Source organism: Streptomyces huiliensis (assembly GCF_020037025.1).
Taxonomy (GTDB): Bacteria; Actinomycetota; Actinomycetes; order Streptomycetales; family Streptomycetaceae; genus Streptomyces; species Streptomyces huiliensis.
Genome location: NZ_JAIQLH010000006.1, coordinates 67,650 through 83,075, shown reverse-complemented (window position 1 = coordinate 83,075; position 15,426 = coordinate 67,650). Strand labels below are relative to the sequence as shown.

15 protein-coding genes are annotated in these 15,426 nt (G+C 71.5%); 7 read left to right on the top strand and 8 right to left on the bottom strand.

Annotation, left to right across the window (positions count from 1 at the left end; genetic code table 11):
- Nucleotides 1-173: 173 nt before the first annotated feature.
- Nucleotides 174-1,655, bottom strand: a complete 1,482-nt coding sequence (locus tag JNW98_RS01825) for an MFS transporter (RefSeq protein WP_223766254.1) — start codon at nt 1,653-1,655, stop codon at nt 174-176.
- Nucleotides 1,656-1,751: 96 nt separating this feature from the next.
- Between JNW98_RS01825 and JNW98_RS01820 the strand changes: the two genes are divergently transcribed.
- The 3 genes from JNW98_RS01820 (at nt 1,752) to era (ending at nt 4,124) form a co-directional block, all read left to right on the top strand.
- The gene (locus JNW98_RS01820; RefSeq protein ID WP_372459139.1) at nt 1,752-2,642 is read left to right on the top strand and encodes a helix-turn-helix transcriptional regulator; all 891 of its coding nucleotides are present in this window, start codon (nt 1,752-1,754) and stop codon (nt 2,640-2,642) included.
- A gap of 86 nt (nt 2,643-2,728) precedes the next feature.
- Nucleotides 2,729-3,082: a cytidine deaminase-like protein gene (locus tag JNW98_RS01815; protein WP_223766253.1), complete on the top strand. Its 354-nt coding sequence runs from the start codon at nt 2,729-2,731 to the stop codon at nt 3,080-3,082.
- 100 nt (nt 3,083-3,182) lie between these two features.
- Nucleotides 3,183-4,124, top strand: coding sequence for a GTPase Era (era, locus tag JNW98_RS01810; RefSeq protein WP_223766252.1), 942 nt, complete (start codon nt 3,183-3,185; stop codon nt 4,122-4,124).
- 28 nt (nt 4,125-4,152) lie between these two features.
- Here the strand turns inward: era and JNW98_RS01805 are convergent, their stop codons facing one another.
- From JNW98_RS01805 to JNW98_RS01790, 4 genes are all read right to left on the bottom strand, one after another.
- Nucleotides 4,153-4,977: a hypothetical protein gene (locus JNW98_RS01805; RefSeq protein WP_223766251.1), complete on the bottom strand. Its 825-nt coding sequence runs from the start codon at nt 4,975-4,977 to the stop codon at nt 4,153-4,155.
- A gap of 11 nt (nt 4,978-4,988) precedes the next feature.
- Complete coding sequence (locus tag JNW98_RS01800) at nt 4,989-6,362, bottom strand: hypothetical protein (RefSeq protein WP_223766250.1); 1,374 nt, start codon at nt 6,360-6,362, stop codon at nt 4,989-4,991.
- 391 nt (nt 6,363-6,753) lie between these two features.
- On the bottom strand, nt 6,754-7,020 hold the full coding sequence (locus tag JNW98_RS01795; protein WP_223766249.1) for a protealysin inhibitor emfourin: 267 nt from the start codon (nt 7,018-7,020) through the stop codon (nt 6,754-6,756).
- A gap of 29 nt (nt 7,021-7,049) precedes the next feature.
- Nucleotides 7,050-8,135, bottom strand: a complete 1,086-nt coding sequence (locus JNW98_RS01790) for a M4 family metallopeptidase (RefSeq protein ID WP_223766248.1) — start codon at nt 8,133-8,135, stop codon at nt 7,050-7,052.
- 389 nt (nt 8,136-8,524) lie between these two features.
- Between JNW98_RS01790 and leuA the strand changes: the two genes are divergently transcribed.
- The 4 genes from leuA to JNW98_RS01770 all read left to right on the top strand — a co-directional run bounded on the left by leuA (nt 8,525) and on the right by JNW98_RS01770 (nt 13,036).
- Entirely contained in the window at nt 8,525-10,342 is a 1,818-nt protein-coding gene (leuA, locus tag JNW98_RS01785) for a 2-isopropylmalate synthase (protein WP_223766247.1), read from the top strand.
- A 214-nt stretch (nt 10,343-10,556) separates the two neighbouring features.
- Nucleotides 10,557-11,294 (top strand): tellurite resistance TerB family protein, encoded by a 738-nt coding sequence (locus JNW98_RS01780; RefSeq protein ID WP_223766246.1) that lies wholly within the window; start codon nt 10,557-10,559, stop codon nt 11,292-11,294.
- A 141-nt stretch (nt 11,295-11,435) separates the two neighbouring features.
- A complete protein-coding gene (recO, locus tag JNW98_RS01775) occupies nt 11,436-12,182 on the top strand; it encodes a DNA repair protein RecO (protein ID WP_223766245.1) in 747 nt (248 codons plus the stop codon).
- A gap of 26 nt (nt 12,183-12,208) precedes the next feature.
- The gene (locus tag JNW98_RS01770) at nt 12,209-13,036 is read left to right on the top strand and encodes an isoprenyl transferase (protein ID WP_223766244.1); all 828 of its coding nucleotides are present in this window, start codon (nt 12,209-12,211) and stop codon (nt 13,034-13,036) included.
- Between the two features lie 66 nt (nt 13,037-13,102).
- On the opposite strand, the gene JNW98_RS01765 is transcribed toward JNW98_RS01770, so the two are convergent.
- The 3 genes from JNW98_RS01765 to JNW98_RS01755 all read right to left on the bottom strand — a co-directional run bounded on the left by JNW98_RS01765 (nt 13,103) and on the right by JNW98_RS01755 (nt 15,423).
- Complete coding sequence (locus tag JNW98_RS01765; protein ID WP_223766243.1) at nt 13,103-13,519, bottom strand: Fur family transcriptional regulator; 417 nt, start codon at nt 13,517-13,519, stop codon at nt 13,103-13,105.
- A 216-nt stretch (nt 13,520-13,735) separates the two neighbouring features.
- Nucleotides 13,736-14,629, bottom strand: coding sequence for a metal ABC transporter permease (locus JNW98_RS01760; protein ID WP_223766242.1), 894 nt, complete (start codon nt 14,627-14,629; stop codon nt 13,736-13,738).
- On the bottom strand, nt 14,629-15,423 hold the full coding sequence (locus JNW98_RS01755) for a metal ABC transporter ATP-binding protein (RefSeq protein ID WP_223766241.1): 795 nt from the start codon (nt 15,421-15,423) through the stop codon (nt 14,629-14,631). Before JNW98_RS01755 ends, JNW98_RS01760 begins: the two co-directional genes overlap by 1 nt.
- Nucleotides 15,424-15,426: the final 3 nt, after the last annotated feature.

Genomic DNA, 15,426 nt, shown 5'->3' with positions numbered 1-15,426 from the left:
GACGGCGGAGCGGGTGGAGGGGCTGCTGAAGAGCCCGTCTGGGGGTACCCCCTCTGGGGGAGTTTGAGGACAACCGCGCGGAGCGCGGTTTCGGGGGGTGCGGGGGCCCTCCCCTGCAAGAAACGGTGAAGGGGCGGGACCGGGGCACCCCCCGCCCCGCCCAGCGCGCAGCGTCAGCGCTTCGCGCCCCGCCCCCGCAGCCCCACCGCCACCAGAACGGCCACTCCCGCCACGACCGCCGCGTCGACCCCGAGCCCCAGCCTGATCCCGCCGAGCGCGGCCCCGACGCCGTCCTCGCCGTCCGCCCGCAGCGCGGCCGTGTGCGCCGAGGCGAGGGCGCTGAGCAGCGGGATGCCGACGGTGATCCCGACCTGCTGGGAGCTGGTGACCAGGCCGGTGGCCAGGCCCTGTTCGCCGTCCGGGAGGCCCGAGGTGGCGGTGACGCCGTAGGCGACGATCGCCCACAGGTGGCCGATGACGCCGAGCGAGATGCCCACCAGCGTCAGCCAGGCGCCCGACGAGCGGCCGACGCCGAGGAGCAGCGCGGTGCAGGCCGCCTGGATCAGCAGGCCGGTGACGAGGGTGGTGCGGGTGCCGAAGCGGGCGATCACCTTGGGCGCCACCGTGCCGGCGAGGACCGCGACGACGCCCTCGACGCCGAAGATGAGGCCGGTGCGGAACGCCGAGAGGTGCAGGACGTCCTGGAGGTAGAGGGTGAGCAGGAAGATCGCCGCGCTCATCGTCGCGAAGGTCGTCAGGCCGGCGAGGTTGCCGAAGGCGACCGTCGGCCGGCGCAGCATCGGCAGGGAGACCAGCGGTTCGGCGGCCCGGGACTCGACGACGGCGAACGCGGCGAGCAGGACGAGTCCGGTGACGAGGGTGACGACGACGTCCGTCCGGCCGAGGCCGCTCTCGGCCGCGGTCGACAGGGCGTAGATCAGGGCCAGCAGCCCGCCGGTGACGGTCACCGCGCCGGGGAGGTCGAGCCGGGGGCGGTCCTTGCGCCGAGACTCGGTGAGCAGGCCGGGGGCGAGCAGCAGCACGCCGACGCCGGCGACGCCGAGCAGGCCCATGGTGGAGCGCCAGCCGAGGCCGTCCGTCATGACGCCGCCGAGCACCATGCCGATGGTGAAGCCGAGTGACAGCAGGGTGCTGCTGATGCCAAGGGCGCGTTCGCGCTGCGGGCCCTCGGGAAAGGTGGTGGTCAGCAGGGACATGCCGGTCGGCACGATGACGGCCGCGCCGAGGCCCTGGAGGGCCCGGCCGGTGAGGAAGGACGCGGGGTCCCAGGCGAGGGTGGCCAGGACCGAGGACGCCGTGAAGAGGGTCAGTCCGGCGAGGAAGAGGCGGCGTCGGCCGTAGAGGTCGGCGATCCGTCCGAAGAGGAGCAGGAAGCCGCCGGAGGGCAGGGCGAACGCGGTGACGGCCCACTGGAGGTCGGAGCGGCCCATGCCGAGGTCGTCGCCGAGGACGGGGAGGGCCACGTTCAGGATGGAGAAGTCGAGCGCGACCATGAACTGCGCGGCACACAGCACCAGCAGGACCAGCTTCGCGCGGGCGGTCATCCGGGAGTCCGCCGGATCGGGGGCGGGGGAGGAGACAGAGGGGGTAGGGGCGGAAGTGACGGTGGGGGAGGGGGACGTTTCGAGCGCCATGTGTCCACCCTCGGGCTTCCGGAATAAGGCCGGGGAGTCGGCACTTATGGTGGTGGCCGCACCACCAGACACAGGGGAATGCGACGAGGGGGAACCGTGACGACACGCACGCGCGCCGCCGGGCCGAACCGCCGCCCGGAACTGCGCGACTTCCTGATGAGCCGGCGGGCCCGGGTGAGCCCGGCGGAGGCGGGCCTGCCGGACGGCGGCGGCCGGCGTCGCACGCCGGGGCTGCGGCGGGAGGAGGTCGCCGTGCTCGCGGGGGTGGGCGCGTCCTGGTACCAGTGGCTGGAGCAGGGGCGGGACATCACCGTCTCCCCGCAGGTGCTCGACGCGGTGGCCCGCGTCCTCCGGCTGACCGGGAGCGAGCGCCGCCACCTGTACGTCCTCGCCGGTCTCAACCCGCCGCTGCCCGACTCCGTCGTCGAGGACCCGGACCATCTGTGCGACGGCCTGATGCGGCTGATCGACGGCTGGCTGCCCAACCCCGCGCACATCATGGACCCCTACTGGAACACGGTCGCCTACAACGAGTCGGCCGCCGTCGTCATGGGCTTCCGCCCGGAGATCCGGCAGAACTGCCTGATCTCCTACTTCACCGACCCCGTCTACCGCTCGCGCGCGGCGAACTGGGAGCGGAACGCCGGGCACGTCGTCGCCCAGTACCGCGCCGCCTGGGCGCAGCGCCCGGACGACGAGGGGTTCGCGTTGATCGTCGAGGAACTGGCGGCGGGGTGCCCGGAGTTCGCCGCGCTGTGGGCGCGCAACGACGTGCAGCCGGCCGGGCAGCTCGGCAAGGAGTACGAGCACCCGGTCGTCGGCACCCTCTCCTTCGAGGTCACGGCGCTCCAGGTGCCGGCCCGGCCGGACCTCACGATCGTGATGCACAACCCGGTGCCGGGCACGAACACGGCCGAGCGGGTGGCCTGGCTGAACTCGCCGGAGGCGCGGCGGGGCGGCCTGCACTCCGTCCCGGTGGCGAGCTGACGGGCGGCGGGCCGAGTGCCGGCGAGCTGAGGGCCGGCGAGCCGACCGGTGGCGGACGCGGGCGGGCGCCTCACTATCCTCGGCCCATGACGGAGATCACCGAGCTCGACCCCGAGGACCGCAAGCTCATCACGCTCGCCCGCGCCACCCGCGCCCGCAACGCCGTGCCGGAGGGCGCGGCCGTACGGGACGAGACCGGCCGTACGTACGTGGCCGGCACCGTCGCCCTCGACTCGCTGCGGCTGAGCGCCCTGGCCACGGCGGTGGCCATGGCCGTGGCCAGTGGTGCGAGGTCCCTGGAGGCGGCGGCGGTCGTCTCCGAGGCGGCGGCCGTTCCGGACGCCGACCGCGCGGCTGTCCGCGACCTCGGCGGACCGGACACCCCGGTCCTGCTCGCGGGCCCGGACGGCGTACCGTCGGTGATCGTGACGGCGGGCTGACGGGCTCCCGGCGGCGGGCCGACCGGCTTCACGCAGCCGCCGACCGGCTCCCCGCGCCCGCTGGTCGGCGAAGGACGGGGGATCGGGGAGAATGAATCCCATGGACAAGGCTTCATCCCCCTCCCAGGCGCCCCACCGCGCGGGCTTCGCGTGCTTCGTCGGCCGCCCCAACGCGGGCAAGTCGACCCTGACCAACGCACTGGTGGGGACGAAGGTCGCCATCACCTCCAACCGGCCGCAGACCACGCGCCACACCGTGCGCGGCATCGTGCACCGCCCCGACGCCCAGCTCGTGCTGGTCGACACCCCGGGCCTGCACAAGCCGCGCACCCTGCTCGGCGAGCGGCTGAACGACGTCGTCCGGACCACCTGGGCCGAGGTCGACGTGATCGGCTTCTGCCTGCCGGCCGACCAGAAGCTCGGCCCCGGCGACCGCTTCATCGCCGGCGAACTGGCCGGGATCAAGAAGACCCCCAAGATCGCCATCGTCACCAAGACGGACCTGGTCGACTCCAAGACGCTCGCCGAGCAGCTGATCGCCATCCAGCGGCTGGGCGAGGAGCTGGGCATCCAGTGGGCGGAGATCGTCCCGGTCTCGGCGGTGGGCGACACTCAGGTCTCCCTGCTGGCGGACCTGATCGCGCCCATGCTGCCGGAGAGCCCGCCGCTCTACCCCGAGGGCGACCTCACCGACGAGCCCGAGCAGGTCATGGTCGCGGAGCTGATCCGCGAGGCCGCTCTGGAGGGCGTCCGCGACGAGCTGCCGCACTCCATCGCCGTCGTCGTCGAGGAGATGCTGCCCCGCGAGGACCGGTCGGCCGACAAGCCGCTGCTCGACATCCACGCCAACGTCTACATCGAGCGCCCCAGCCAGAAGGGCATCATCATCGGCCCCAAGGGCGCCCGCCTGAAGCAGGTCGGCATGAAGTCCCGCAAGCACATCGAGGCCCTGCTCGGCACGCCCGTCTACCTCGACCTGCACGTCAAGGTCGCCAAGGACTGGCAGCGCGACCCGAAGCAGCTCCGCAAGCTCGGCTTCTAGGCCGCCGGGCCGGACGGGGGGCGGGGCCTCAGCCCCCGTCATAACTCACGACCCTGCCGCGCAGCCCCCGCGCGACGGTCCCGCCCAGCCCGTAGTCGCAGAGGTTGACGGTCCAGTTCCCGGCGGCGACGAGGGTCGCCGGGACGCCCTTGTACGCGATGGCCTCCCGCAGCGTGCGGTCGCGGTCCGCGGGGGTGGCGTGCAGCGCGAGGGTGGCGCAGTTGGGGGTGCCGGTCCGCTTCCCGGTGGTACACGTCATCGTCCCTCCGAGCTCCTCCGACCGCTCATCGCACCCGACGACCTCGCCGAGCGCGTCGGCCAGCGCGCCGAGGCTCTTGTACCGGGGCTCGGCGGGAAGGCTCGGCAACGGATAGTCGGGGATCTTCACCTTCTCCGGCGGGAGCACGACGCCGTGCAGGGCCTTGGCGACCCGGGACGCGAAGCGGGGCTCGGTGACGTTGATGTACCAGTTGCCCGCGGCGACGATGGTCTGGCTGAACGGGGCCTTGTGGCGCGCGGCGATCGAGTCGCCGTTCCGGTCCCGGTAGTTCTTCTGCCGCGTGTTGATGACGTCGATCTGATTCTCGAACTTGATGCCGTTCAGTACGGACACGCAGTCCAGCCCGGTACCAAAGTCCGGGTCCGTCCTGCCCCTGCGTACGATCCGGCAGGGGAGCCCGGCCTTGTCCAGGGCGGCCACCACGGCGTCGGCGTCGGCGAAGAGGGGCCCGTCCGGGACCCCACTGGGCATGGGCGTCAGCGCCGGCCGCTTCTCCTCGTCCAGGACCCCACATGAGGTGAGCAGCACGACGCCCAGCGCCGCACTGGCGAACCGTCGCGGTTTCCGCTTCATGAGCGCGCCCGTCACTTGGGGGGCGTGGGCGCGGGACCGGGGGACGGCGAGGGGACGGCGGGAGGCGGGGGTACGTGGAATTTCGGTTTGCCTGTACCGGTCCCCGACGAGGGGCCACCCGTGTCGTAGAGGGGACTGAGGTCGATGTACCGCCCCTTGGGGGCCTGGCTCTCCAACTGCTTGATCGCTCGTTCCCGCTGCGCATCGGAAAGCCCGTCCCAGCGCTGGGCATCCTCGAGGTGGGGTTTCAGCTGGTCCCAGTTGGCCGCGCGGCGGCCGATCGCTCCATCACGTCCCTCGGTGGCGTCGCCGTAGCGCTCGTTGTACTCCCGCACCTGCTGCGTGTCCGCCGCGTACAGCATGAACAAGTGCTTGTCGCTCCGGGCTCCATAGGGGTTCTTTTTGAGGTCTTTGAGGTAGTAGGCGCTCAGCCGGATGTCCTCGTTGGGGTTCTCCTCGATGTACTTGGTGAGTTGGCGGTCGCTGAGTTCGTTCAGGGAGCGGCCCTCAGCCGTGAAACGGTCCGTGTGCGCGGCGATGACTGCACGGGCCGTTTTGAGCTTCATGTGCGCGATGCCGAGCGACTTGTCCGGCTTGATCGTCTCCTCCAGCATGAAGTCCCGCAGCCGTCCGTACGCGGTCCGGGGGCCGCCGTCCGTCTTCTCCTGGTTCTGGTACGCCTGTTGTTCCTGCCAGAGGATCGCCAGGAGCAGTGTCCTGCTCATGCCCGTCTCCTTGGCGGCCCGCTCCATCGCGGCGATCTGTGCGGGCGAGACATTGACCGGGTGCAGACCGTCCTTCTTCACCCGGCCGGCGAGCCGGAGGGCGATGTTGAGCGGGCTGTTCTCGGTCAGACCTTCTTTCACCAGCGCCGGGTCCCTGATCTCGGCCAGCCCCTTGACCGTGCGCATCGCGGCCGCCGCCACCGCGTCGGCCTTGGTCGCCTTGTCCAGGGCGTCCCGGACGATGCCCTCCACGTGCCTGATCCGGTCGGTGTACGTCGTGTCACCCGGGGCGGTGACCACTTGCTTTGCGAGTTGCACGCGGCCGCTCTCGTCCACGTGTAGATCATGCGAACTCGCCCACTCGAGAGCGCTCAACAGATCCCGTTGGGAGCCCTCAACCACCTCGGCGAGATGGTCGTACGCCTTGGTGAGCGCGCGCAGGGACAGGCTCGCGGCCTCGTACTCGTTCGCGTGGTCGACGAAGACGCGGCGGGCCTTTTCACCCGTGTCACCTATCCAGCACTGTTGCAGCGTAGGGGCGACGTGGTCGCGGGCCAGACCGCCGATCTCCTCGCAGTGTTTGGCCGCCCGCAGGACATCGTCGGCGGCGTCGCGCCAGAGCTTCGGCTTGGCGTTCTTGAGTTCGGGTACTGACACCATCAGGCATCCTCCAGAGAACCGCCGGCCTTGCGCAGGCCGTCGGCGATGGAGTGGTCTGTGCCTGAGTAGGCATCCATGGACTCGGTTACCGCCGCGGCGGCGGAGCGGGCGGAATGGCCTAGCTCGTGCAGGCGGCTGCGCCAGGAAGCCACGCACTCGTCACTCGCCGTAGCGGCGGCCCACCCATGGTGAGCGGCGCTCGCGCGTGGGGGGTCGTCGAGCTTGCCGGAGTCCCGGCCGTCGCTGCTCGCGGAGTGGAACTCGGCCGCGGCGGATTTGGGCCGGTGGGCCTGGACTCCCAAGTCCGGACTCGACGGGAACACGGTCTCCCCCCCCTGTTCGATGACGTATTCGAGCAGGGTAACGCCCTGATCCGTTCACACAGGCGGTTTCACGCCCCTTCCCGTAGCACCGTCCTGATCAGTTCGCGCTGGTCCTCGGTGAGGTGGGGGTCGGCGAGGTGGACCTTGCGGTTGTCGACCGTGATTTCGTAGTGGAAGCCGTCGGGGACGCCGCGGGCGGGGGCGTCGCGGCCGGGGGTCAGGGCGCGGTGGGCGAGGGCTTCGAGGTGGGTGGCGTCGGGCCGTCCTGTGGTGTCCAGTTCGGCCCGGCGCTCGATCCCGGCGAAGCCGCCGGTTCGTGTGATGACGATCCGCATGGCGCCATTGTGGCCCGCCGGGCACCGCCTTACGAGGTGGGGACACCCACCTGGGACCAGGCCTTGAGGACCGCGCGGGTCTCGTCGCCCTCGCCGAAGAGGGTGCGGGACGCGGCGGCGCTCAGGCGGGCGAACGTGGCGAAGTCGGCGTCGGAGGCGAGTTCGCCGCCGGTGAGGGTGGCGTACCAGATCTTGCCGGCGCGCTCCCAGGCGTTGCCGCCGAGTGCGGTGGCCAGCAGGTAGAAGGCGTGGTTGGGGATGCCGGAGTTGATGTGCACGCCGCCGTTGTCACGGGAGGTGCGGACGTAGTCGTCCATGACGGCGGGCTGGGGGTCCTTGCCCAGCCTGGGGTCGTCGTAGGCGGTGCCCGGGGCCTTCATGGAGCGCAGGGCGGTGCCGTGGACTTTCGGAGCGAGGAGGCCCTCCCCGATGAGCCAGTCCGCCTGGGCGGTGGTCTGGCCGAGGGCGTACTGCTTGATCAGTGAGCCGAAGACGTCCGACAGGGACTCGTTGAGCGCGCCGGACTGGCCGTAGTACTCCAGGTTGGCGGTGTGCTGGGTGACGCCGTGGGTCAGTTCGTGGCCGATGACGTCGACGGGGAGGGTGAAGTCGAGGAAGATCTCGCCGTCGCCGTCGCCGAAGACCATCTGGTCGCCGTCCCAGAAGGCGTTGTTGTACTCCTGGCCGTAGTGGACGGTCGCGTTCAGCGGCAGGCCGCGGTCGTCGATGGAGCGGCGGCCGTAGACCTTGAAGAAGAGGTCGTAGGTGGCGCCGAGGCCCGCGTGGGCCCGGTTGACGGTGGCGTCCTGGCAGGGGGCGCCGCCCTCGTCGTGCACTTTCTCGCCGGGCAGCCGGGTGCGGTGGCCCGCGTCGTAGATCGTGCGGTTCGGGGTGTCGGTTGTGGCCGCGGCCTCGGCTTCGGCCTCGACGGTGATGCCGCGGATGGCGGTGACACGGCGGCGGGTGCGCAGGGCGCCGTCGTGTTCGAGGGTGCGGCGGGCGGGCTCGAAGTGCCGGGGGTCGTCGGACGTGGCCAGTCGGTCGAGGACGTGTGGGGGGATGATCGTGCAGAAGGGACGGCGCGCGGGCACGGTCCCGGTGGGGTCGCCATTCATGGCCGGAATGTCGCACAGGGTTATGTCGTTGTCACTCCCCGCCGTCATGATTTAACGAAAAAGGGTGCTTGGAGATTCTTTGCCCGGCCGGGGACGTACGGCATCTGGTAACGCATGGTGCCTGCCGCCGCCGACGTTCCGCATGCTGATACGGGCAGCCGCATTCCGCCGCGTTCCGCTACTGTGCGACGCATCATGCGTTGTGGGCTGCTTCTCCTTAGCTGCCGCGGCGAGGGTCTGTAGTCGTCGGCCGACCCCCTCCCCGCGGAGATCGGTGCTGCGGTGCACGGCCCGGAGGACTCCGGGGACACCGCGCGCCCCGTCGGCCCCCCCGGCTCCGTGACGGAGCCCGGGAACCCCGCGTGGAGCACCCGAGGAGACCTGCGCAGATGTCCCAGACGATCCGCACGCCCGAGTCCGTCGAAGTCACCGTCGCCCCCGATTCCGCCCCCGGTCCCGTAGGCCGCCCCACCCCCCTCACCGCGGCCACCCTCACCCAGCGCCCCTCCGGGATGCCGGTGCACAAGTACGGCCGGTACGAGGCCGTGGACCTGCCCGACCGCACCTGGCCGGACCGCCGGATCACCAAGGCCCCGCGCTGGCTCTCCACCGACCTGCGCGACGGCAACCAGGCCCTGATCGACCCCATGTCGCCGGCCCGCAAGCGGGAGATGTTCGACCTGCTGGTCCGCATGGGCTACAAGGAGATCGAGGTCGGCTTCCCCTCCTCCGGCGCCACCGACTTCGCGTTCGTCCGCTCGATCATCGAGGAGAGCGCGATCCCCGAGGACGTGACGATCTCCGTCCTCACCCAGGCCCGCGAGGAACTGATCGAACGGACCGTGGAGTCGCTGCGCGGCGCGCACCGGGCCACCGTGCACCTCTACAACGCCACCGCGCCGGTCTTCCGCCGCGTCGTCTTCCGCGGCTCGCGCGAGCAGGTCAAGCAGATCGCGGTGGACGGGACGCGGCTGGTCATGGAGTACGCCGACAAGATCCTCGGCGACGAGACCGTGTTCGGGTACCAGTACAGCCCGGAGATCTTCACCGACACCGAGCTGGACTTCGCCCTGGAGGTCTGCGAGGGCGTCATGGACGTCTGGCAGCCGGAGGAGGGCCGGGAGATCATCCTCAACCTGCCCGCCACGGTCGAGCGTTCGACCCCCTCCACCCACGCCGACCGCTTCGAGTGGATGGGCCGCCACCTGTCCCGCCGCGAGTTCGTCTGCCTCTCCGCGCACCCGCACAACGACCGAGGCACCGCCGTCGCCGCCGCCGAGCTGGCCGTGATGGCCGGCGCCGACCGCGTCGAGGGCTGCCTGTTCGGCCAGGGCGAGCGGACGGGCAACGTCGACCTGGTCACCCTGGGCATGAACCTGTTCTCCCAGGGCGTCGACCCCGAGATCGACTTCTCCCGGATCGACGACGTCCGCCGCACCGCCGAGTACTGCAACCAGATGGAGGTCCACCCGCGCCACCCCTACGCGGGCGACCTGGTCTACACCGCCTTCTCCGGCTCCCACCAGGACGCCATCAAGAAGGGCTTCGAGGCGATGGAGGCCACCGCCGCCGCCGAGGGCCGCGGCGTGGACGAGATCGAGTGGGCGGTCCCGTACCTGCCCATCGACCCCAAGGACGTCGGACGCTCGTACGAGGCGGTCATTCGCGTCAACTCGCAGTCCGGCAAGGGCGGGATCGCCTACGTCCTGAAGAACGACCACAAGCTGGACCTGCCGCGCCGCATGCAGATCGAGTTCTCGAAGATCATTCAGGCCCGGACCGACGCGGGCGGCGGCGAGGTCACCCCGCAGGAGATCTGGTCCGTCTTCCGCGACGAGTACCTGCCCACCGCCGACAACCCGTGGGGCCGCGTCGAACTGCGCGCCGCCCAGACCACCACCGCCGGCGAGGGCACCGACGTGCTCACCGTCGAGGCCGTCGTGGACGGGACGGAGACGGTCCTGACCGGTACGGGCAACGGCCCGATCTCCGCCTTCTTCGACGCGCTCGCCGCCACCGGCATCGACGCCCGCCTGCTGGACTACACCGAACACACCATGAGCGAGGGCGCCAGCGCCCAGGCCGCCTCGTACATCGAGTGCGTGATCGACGGCAAGGTGCTGTGGGGCATCGGCATCGACCCCAACACCACGCGCGCCTCCATCAAGGCGGTCGTGTCCGCGGTGAACCGGGCATACCGGCCCTGAGTCTCCGCGATCGGCTTTCCCGATCGTCAAGGCGCCCCGATAGTCAAGGGCGCGCCTCCCAAACCACCGCATCCGGTGGGGTCGGGGGCGCGCCCGCCTCCCGGTCACCTCAGACCGGCCCGAGTCTGCGCACGGGGTGCTGACGGCACGTCGACGATGTGGCTAACATCACGTCAACGCGGCGACGAGGCCGTGGCGTTAGGAGGTGTGCGCCGTGAAGCACGCGCAAGGCCGACGGAGCTCCGACCGGTGTGTGCTGGGTGTGCGCACCGTATGGCGCACCATCGGCGACGGCGAGTTCTTCTGCCCCGGCTGCGGCGGCGACCGCAACTACCACCGGCGCACCGGGCGCCGCCGCCTCGTCGTCCTGGGGCTGCCGCTGCTGCCGCGCGGGCCGGTGGGGCCGGTCGTCGAGTGCACGGCCTGCCGCGAGCGGTACCCGATGGACGTCCTCGACCACCCCACGACCACCCGGTTCTCCGCGATGCTGCGGGACGCGGTGCACACGGTCGCGCTCGCCGTGCTCGCGGCGGGCGGCACGGAGGCGCGTACGGTGCGGCGGGCGGCGGTGGGCGCGGTACGGGCGGCCGGCTTCGCCGACTGCAGCGAGGAGCAGCTCGTCACGCTGATCGAGGCGCTGGCCGCCGACACGGGCCGGCTGCCCGGGCCCGGCAGATTCCCCGCCGGGCCTGCCGTGTCCGGGCGTGACGGCTTCGACCCGTGCGGTACGGCGCTCGCCATCGAGCTGCACGAGGCGCTGGAGCCGCTGGCTCCGCATCTCGCGCCCGCCGGGCGGGAGTCCATCCTGCTGCAGGGGGCGCGGATCGCGCTCGCGGACGGGCCTTATCGGCCGGCCGAGCGGGAGGTGCTCGCTACGGTGGGGAGGGCGTTGATGATCTGTCCGGAGGATACGGACCGGTTGTTGGCGGCGGCGGCGCGGATGCCGTCGTAGGACGGCGGGGGTTTCGCCCCAGCCCCGCCCCTTCGCCGTTTCCTGGGGGCGAGCCCCCAGACCCCCTGATCGCGGCTTCGCCGCTCGTCCTCAAACGCCGGACGGGCTGAACCGGTCCCACGCGTGCGGGACAATGGCCCCATGACCCTCTTCCGCGACGACGGCATCGTGCTCCGCACGCAAAAGCTGGGCGAAGCGGACCGCATCATCACCCTCCTCACCCGCACCCACGGCCGCGTCCGCGCCGTGGCCCGGGGCGTGCGCCGGACGAAGTCGAAGTTCGGGGCGCGTCTCGAACCGTTCTCGCACGTGGACGTGCAGTTCTTCGCCCGCGGTGGGGAGCTGGTGGGGCGGAGCCTGCCGCTGTGCACGCAGAGCGAGACGATCGCGGCGTACGGCGGGCCGATCGTCATGGACTACGCGCGGTACACCGCCGGGACGGCCATGCTGGAGACGGCGGAGCGGTTCACGGACCACGAGGGGGAGCCGGCCGTCCAGCAGTACCTGCTGCTGGTGGGCGGGCTGCGGACGCTCGCCGCGGGGGAGCACGCCCCGCACCTGATCCTCGACGCGTTCCTGCTGCGCTCGCTGGCCGTCAACGGGTACGCGCCGAGCTTCGACGCGTGCGCGCGCTGCGGGATGCCGGGCCCCAACCGGTTCTTCTCGACGGCGGCCGGCGGCGTGGTCTGCGGTGACTGCCGGGTGCCCGGAAGCGTCGTACCCTCCTCGGAGGCGATCGGGCTCCTCGCCGCCCTGCTGTCCGGGGACTGGGGCACGGCGGACGCGTGCGAGGCGCGGTACGTCCGGGAGGGCAGCGGGCTCGTCGCCGCATATCTGCACTGGCACCTCGAGCGGGGGCTTCGTTCGCTCCGCTACGTCGAGAAGTAGAGAAGTACATAGGAGTAGTGGCAGCCATGGCACGACGCGGGCTTCTGGGCCGTTCCCGTCGCGAGTACCGCACCCCCGACCCGCACCCCTCGGGCGCGCGGCCGCCGAAGATCCCCGGTGAGCTCGTACCCGAGCACGTCGCGATCGTCATGGACGGCAACGGCCGCTGGGCCAAGGAGCGCGGACTGCCGCGCACCGAGGGGCACAAGGTGGGCGCCGAGCGGGTGCTGGACGTGCTCCAGGGCGCGATCGAGATGGGCGTCGGGAGCATCTCCCTGTACGCCTTCTCCACCGAGAACTGGCGGCGCTCCCCGGACGAGGTGCGCTTCCTGATGAACTTCAACCGGGACTTCATCCGCAAGACCCGCGATCAGCTCGATGAACTCGGCATCCGGGTGCGCTGGGTGGGCCGGATGCCGAAGCTGTGGCGTTCGGTGGCCAAGGAGCTTCAGATCGCCCAGGAGCAGACCAAGGGCAACGACAAGCTGACGCTGTACTTCTGCATGAACTACGGCGGCCGCGCCGAGATCGCGGATGCGGCGCAGGCGCTGGCGGAGGACGTGAAGGCGGGCCGGCTCGACCCGTCGAAGGTCACCGAGAAGACACTCGCGAAGTACCTCTACTACCCGGACATGCCGGACGTGGACCTGTTCCTTCGCCCGTCCGGCGAGCAGCGCACGTCCAACTACCTGCTCTGGCAGAGCGCCTACGCGGAGATGGTGTTCCAGGACGTGCTCTGGCCGGACTTCGACCGCCGCGACCTGTGGCGCGCCTGCCTGGAGTACGCGCAGCGGGACCGGCGGTTCGGCGGGGCGATCCCCAACGCGGTCGAGGAGGGCGCGGCGGAGGGCTGAGCCGGCGCACGCGTGACGAACGCCCGGTCCCCGAGGGGCCGGGCGTTCGTCACGCGGCAGGACTGTTCAGGCGCCCGCCGCGCGGGCGCAGTCGCCGCAGGTGCCGAAGACCTCGACGGTGTGGGCGACGTCCACGAAGCCGTGTTCGGCGGCGATGGAGTCCGCCCACGTCTCCACGGCCGGGCCCTCGACCTCGACCGCCTTGCCGCACATCCGGCACACCAGGTGGTGGTGGTGCCCGCTGGAGCAGCGGCGGTAGACCGCCTCGCCCTCGCTGGTGCGCAGCACGTCGACCTCGCCGGCGTCGGCGAGGGACTGGAGGGTGCGGTAGACCGTGGTCAGCCCCACGGAGGCGCCGCGGTGCCTGAGCATGTCGTGGAGTTCCTGGGCACTGCGGAACTCGTCCACCTCGTCCAGCGCCGCCGCGACGGCGGCGCGCTGCTTGGTGGCTCGGCCGCGTACCGGGGGACCGGCGGTCGCCACAGTTGCCTCCTCAAGCTCGGCTGACACACCCACGCACGGGTTTGTCCGGCGTGCCGGGCCAATTGTGCCAGGCCCCGCGCACCGGCCGGACGCCATGATCCATGCGTTCCGGACGTCCTGCGGAGTACAGGTTTGGTTAGCCTAACCTGCACCCCGCCGTCGCCGCAGTAGTGGTGATCGGTGATGTGATCGCCGTCGCGGAGGGGTGGTGGGGGGTCAGACGCGTACGTCGTCCGGGGCGCCCGGAGCGCCGGGCTCCGCCAGGGTGCAGCGCTCCTCGTCGAGGGCCTTCTGCCGGGCGCGGGATCTGGCCAGCGGCGTGGCGATCAGCGTCAGGGCGACGAAGACGCCGATCGCCATCAGGACGATGGTGGCGCCCGGCGGGACGTCCACGTAGTACGAGGTCGTGGTGCCGGAGAGGGTGACCAGCACCCCGATGCCCACGGACAGCGCCAGCGTGGTGGCGAAGCTGCGGGCGATCTGCTGCGAGGCGGCCACCGGGATCACCATCAGGGCGCTGACCAGCAGCAGTCCGACCACCCGCATGGCGACGGTGACCGTCAGCGCGGCCGTGACGGCGATCAGCAGGTTGAGCAGGCGCACCGGGAGGCCGGTGACGCGGGCGAACTCCTCGTCCTGGCAGATGGCGAAAAGCTGCCGTCGCAGGCCCAGTGTGGCGAGGATCACAAAGGCGGCCAGGATGCAGATCGCGGTGATGTCCTGCTCCGAGACCGTGGTCAGCGAGCCGAAGAGGTAGGTGACCAGGTTGGCGTTGGAGCCGTTGTCCGAGAGGTTGATCAGCATCACGCCGCCGGCCATGCCGCCGTAGAAGAGCATGGCGAGGGCGATGTCGCCGCGGGCCTTGCCGTAGGAGCGGATCAGCTCCATCACGACGGCGCCCACCACGCACACCGTCGCGGCCACCCACACCGGGCTGGTGTTGAGCAGGAAGCCGAGGCCCACGCCGGTGAGGGCGACGTGGCCGATGCCGTCGCCCATCAGCGCCTGGTGGCGCTGGACGAGGTAGATGCCGATCGCGGGGGCGGTGATGCCCACGAGGAGCGCGGCGAGCAGTGCGCGCTGCATGAACGCGGCGTCGAGGATCTCCATCAGCTGAGCAGCCCTGTCCGAGTCGGTTCCGCGGCCGGGTCGGCGTGCGGGTGTACGTGGTCGTGGCCGGGGAGCGCGTGCTGGCCCACGGCCTCGGGCGGCGGCCCGTCGTGGACGACGCAGCCGTCGCGGAGGACGATCGCCCGGTCGATGAGGGGCTCCAGCGGCCCCAGTTCGTGCAGGACGAGGAGGACGGTGGTGCCCCGGGCGACCTCCTCGCGGAGGGCGTTGGCCAGGACTTCCTGGCTGGCGAGGTCCACGCCGGCCATCGGCTCGTCCATGATCAGCAGTTCGGGTTCGACGGCGAGCGCGCGGGCGATCAGCACCCGCTGGTGCTGGCCGCCGGAGAGCGCGTTCACCGAGTCCTTGAGCCGGTCCGCCATGCCGACCAGCTCCAGCGCCTTCACCACGGCGTCGCGGTCGGCGCGGCGGCTGAACCCCAGCTTCGTCCGGGCCAGCCGGCCGGCCGAGACCACCTCGCGCACGGTCGCCGGGACGCCGGCCGCGGCGGTGGTGCGCTGCGGTACGTACCCGATCCGCGCCCAGTCGCGGAACCGGCGCTTCGGCGTGCCGAACAGCTCCAGTTCGCCACCGGTCAGCGGGACCTGGCCGACGATCGCCCGGACCGCCGTGGACTTGCCGGAGCCGTTGGCGCCGAGCAGCGCGACGACCTCACCGCGCCGGACCTCCAGGTCGACGCCGCGCAGCACGGGCCGCGCGCCGAGCGACGCCGTCGCCCCGCGCAGGGATATGACGGGCTGCTCGTCCTCTTTCGCCCGCTCGGGCTGGTTCATGTC

Excerpts from the sequence above, each read along its gene's own strand:
- JNW98_RS01795 (WP_223766249.1), bottom strand. The coding sequence starts at position 7,020 with ATGCGGATCGTCATCACACGAACCGGCGGCTTCGCCGGGATCGAGCGC.
- JNW98_RS01815 (WP_223766253.1), top strand. The coding sequence starts at position 2,729 with ATGACGGAGATCACCGAGCTCGACCCCGAGGACCGCAAGCTCATCACG.
- JNW98_RS01805 (WP_223766251.1), bottom strand. The coding sequence starts at position 4,977 with ATGAAGCGGAAACCGCGACGGTTCGCCAGTGCGGCGCTGGGCGTCGTG.
- JNW98_RS01770 (WP_223766244.1), top strand. The coding sequence starts at position 12,209 with ATGGCACGACGCGGGCTTCTGGGCCGTTCCCGTCGCGAGTACCGCACC.
- recO (WP_223766245.1), top strand. The coding sequence starts at position 11,436 with ATGACCCTCTTCCGCGACGACGGCATCGTGCTCCGCACGCAAAAGCTG.
- era (WP_223766252.1), top strand. The coding sequence starts at position 3,183 with ATGGACAAGGCTTCATCCCCCTCCCAGGCGCCCCACCGCGCGGGCTTC.
- JNW98_RS01760 (WP_223766242.1), bottom strand. The coding sequence starts at position 14,629 with ATGGAGATCCTCGACGCCGCGTTCATGCAGCGCGCACTGCTCGCCGCG.
- JNW98_RS01755 (WP_223766241.1), bottom strand. The coding sequence starts at position 15,423 with ATGAACCAGCCCGAGCGGGCGAAAGAGGACGAGCAGCCCGTCATATCC.
- JNW98_RS01800 (WP_223766250.1), bottom strand. The coding sequence starts at position 6,362 with ATGGTGTCAGTACCCGAACTCAAGAACGCCAAGCCGAAGCTCTGGCGC.
- JNW98_RS01790 (WP_223766248.1), bottom strand. The coding sequence starts at position 8,135 with ATGAATGGCGACCCCACCGGGACCGTGCCCGCGCGCCGTCCCTTCTGC.
- leuA (WP_223766247.1), top strand. The coding sequence starts at position 8,525 with ATGTCCCAGACGATCCGCACGCCCGAGTCCGTCGAAGTCACCGTCGCC.
- JNW98_RS01825 (WP_223766254.1), bottom strand. The coding sequence starts at position 1,655 with ATGGCGCTCGAAACGTCCCCCTCCCCCACCGTCACTTCCGCCCCTACC.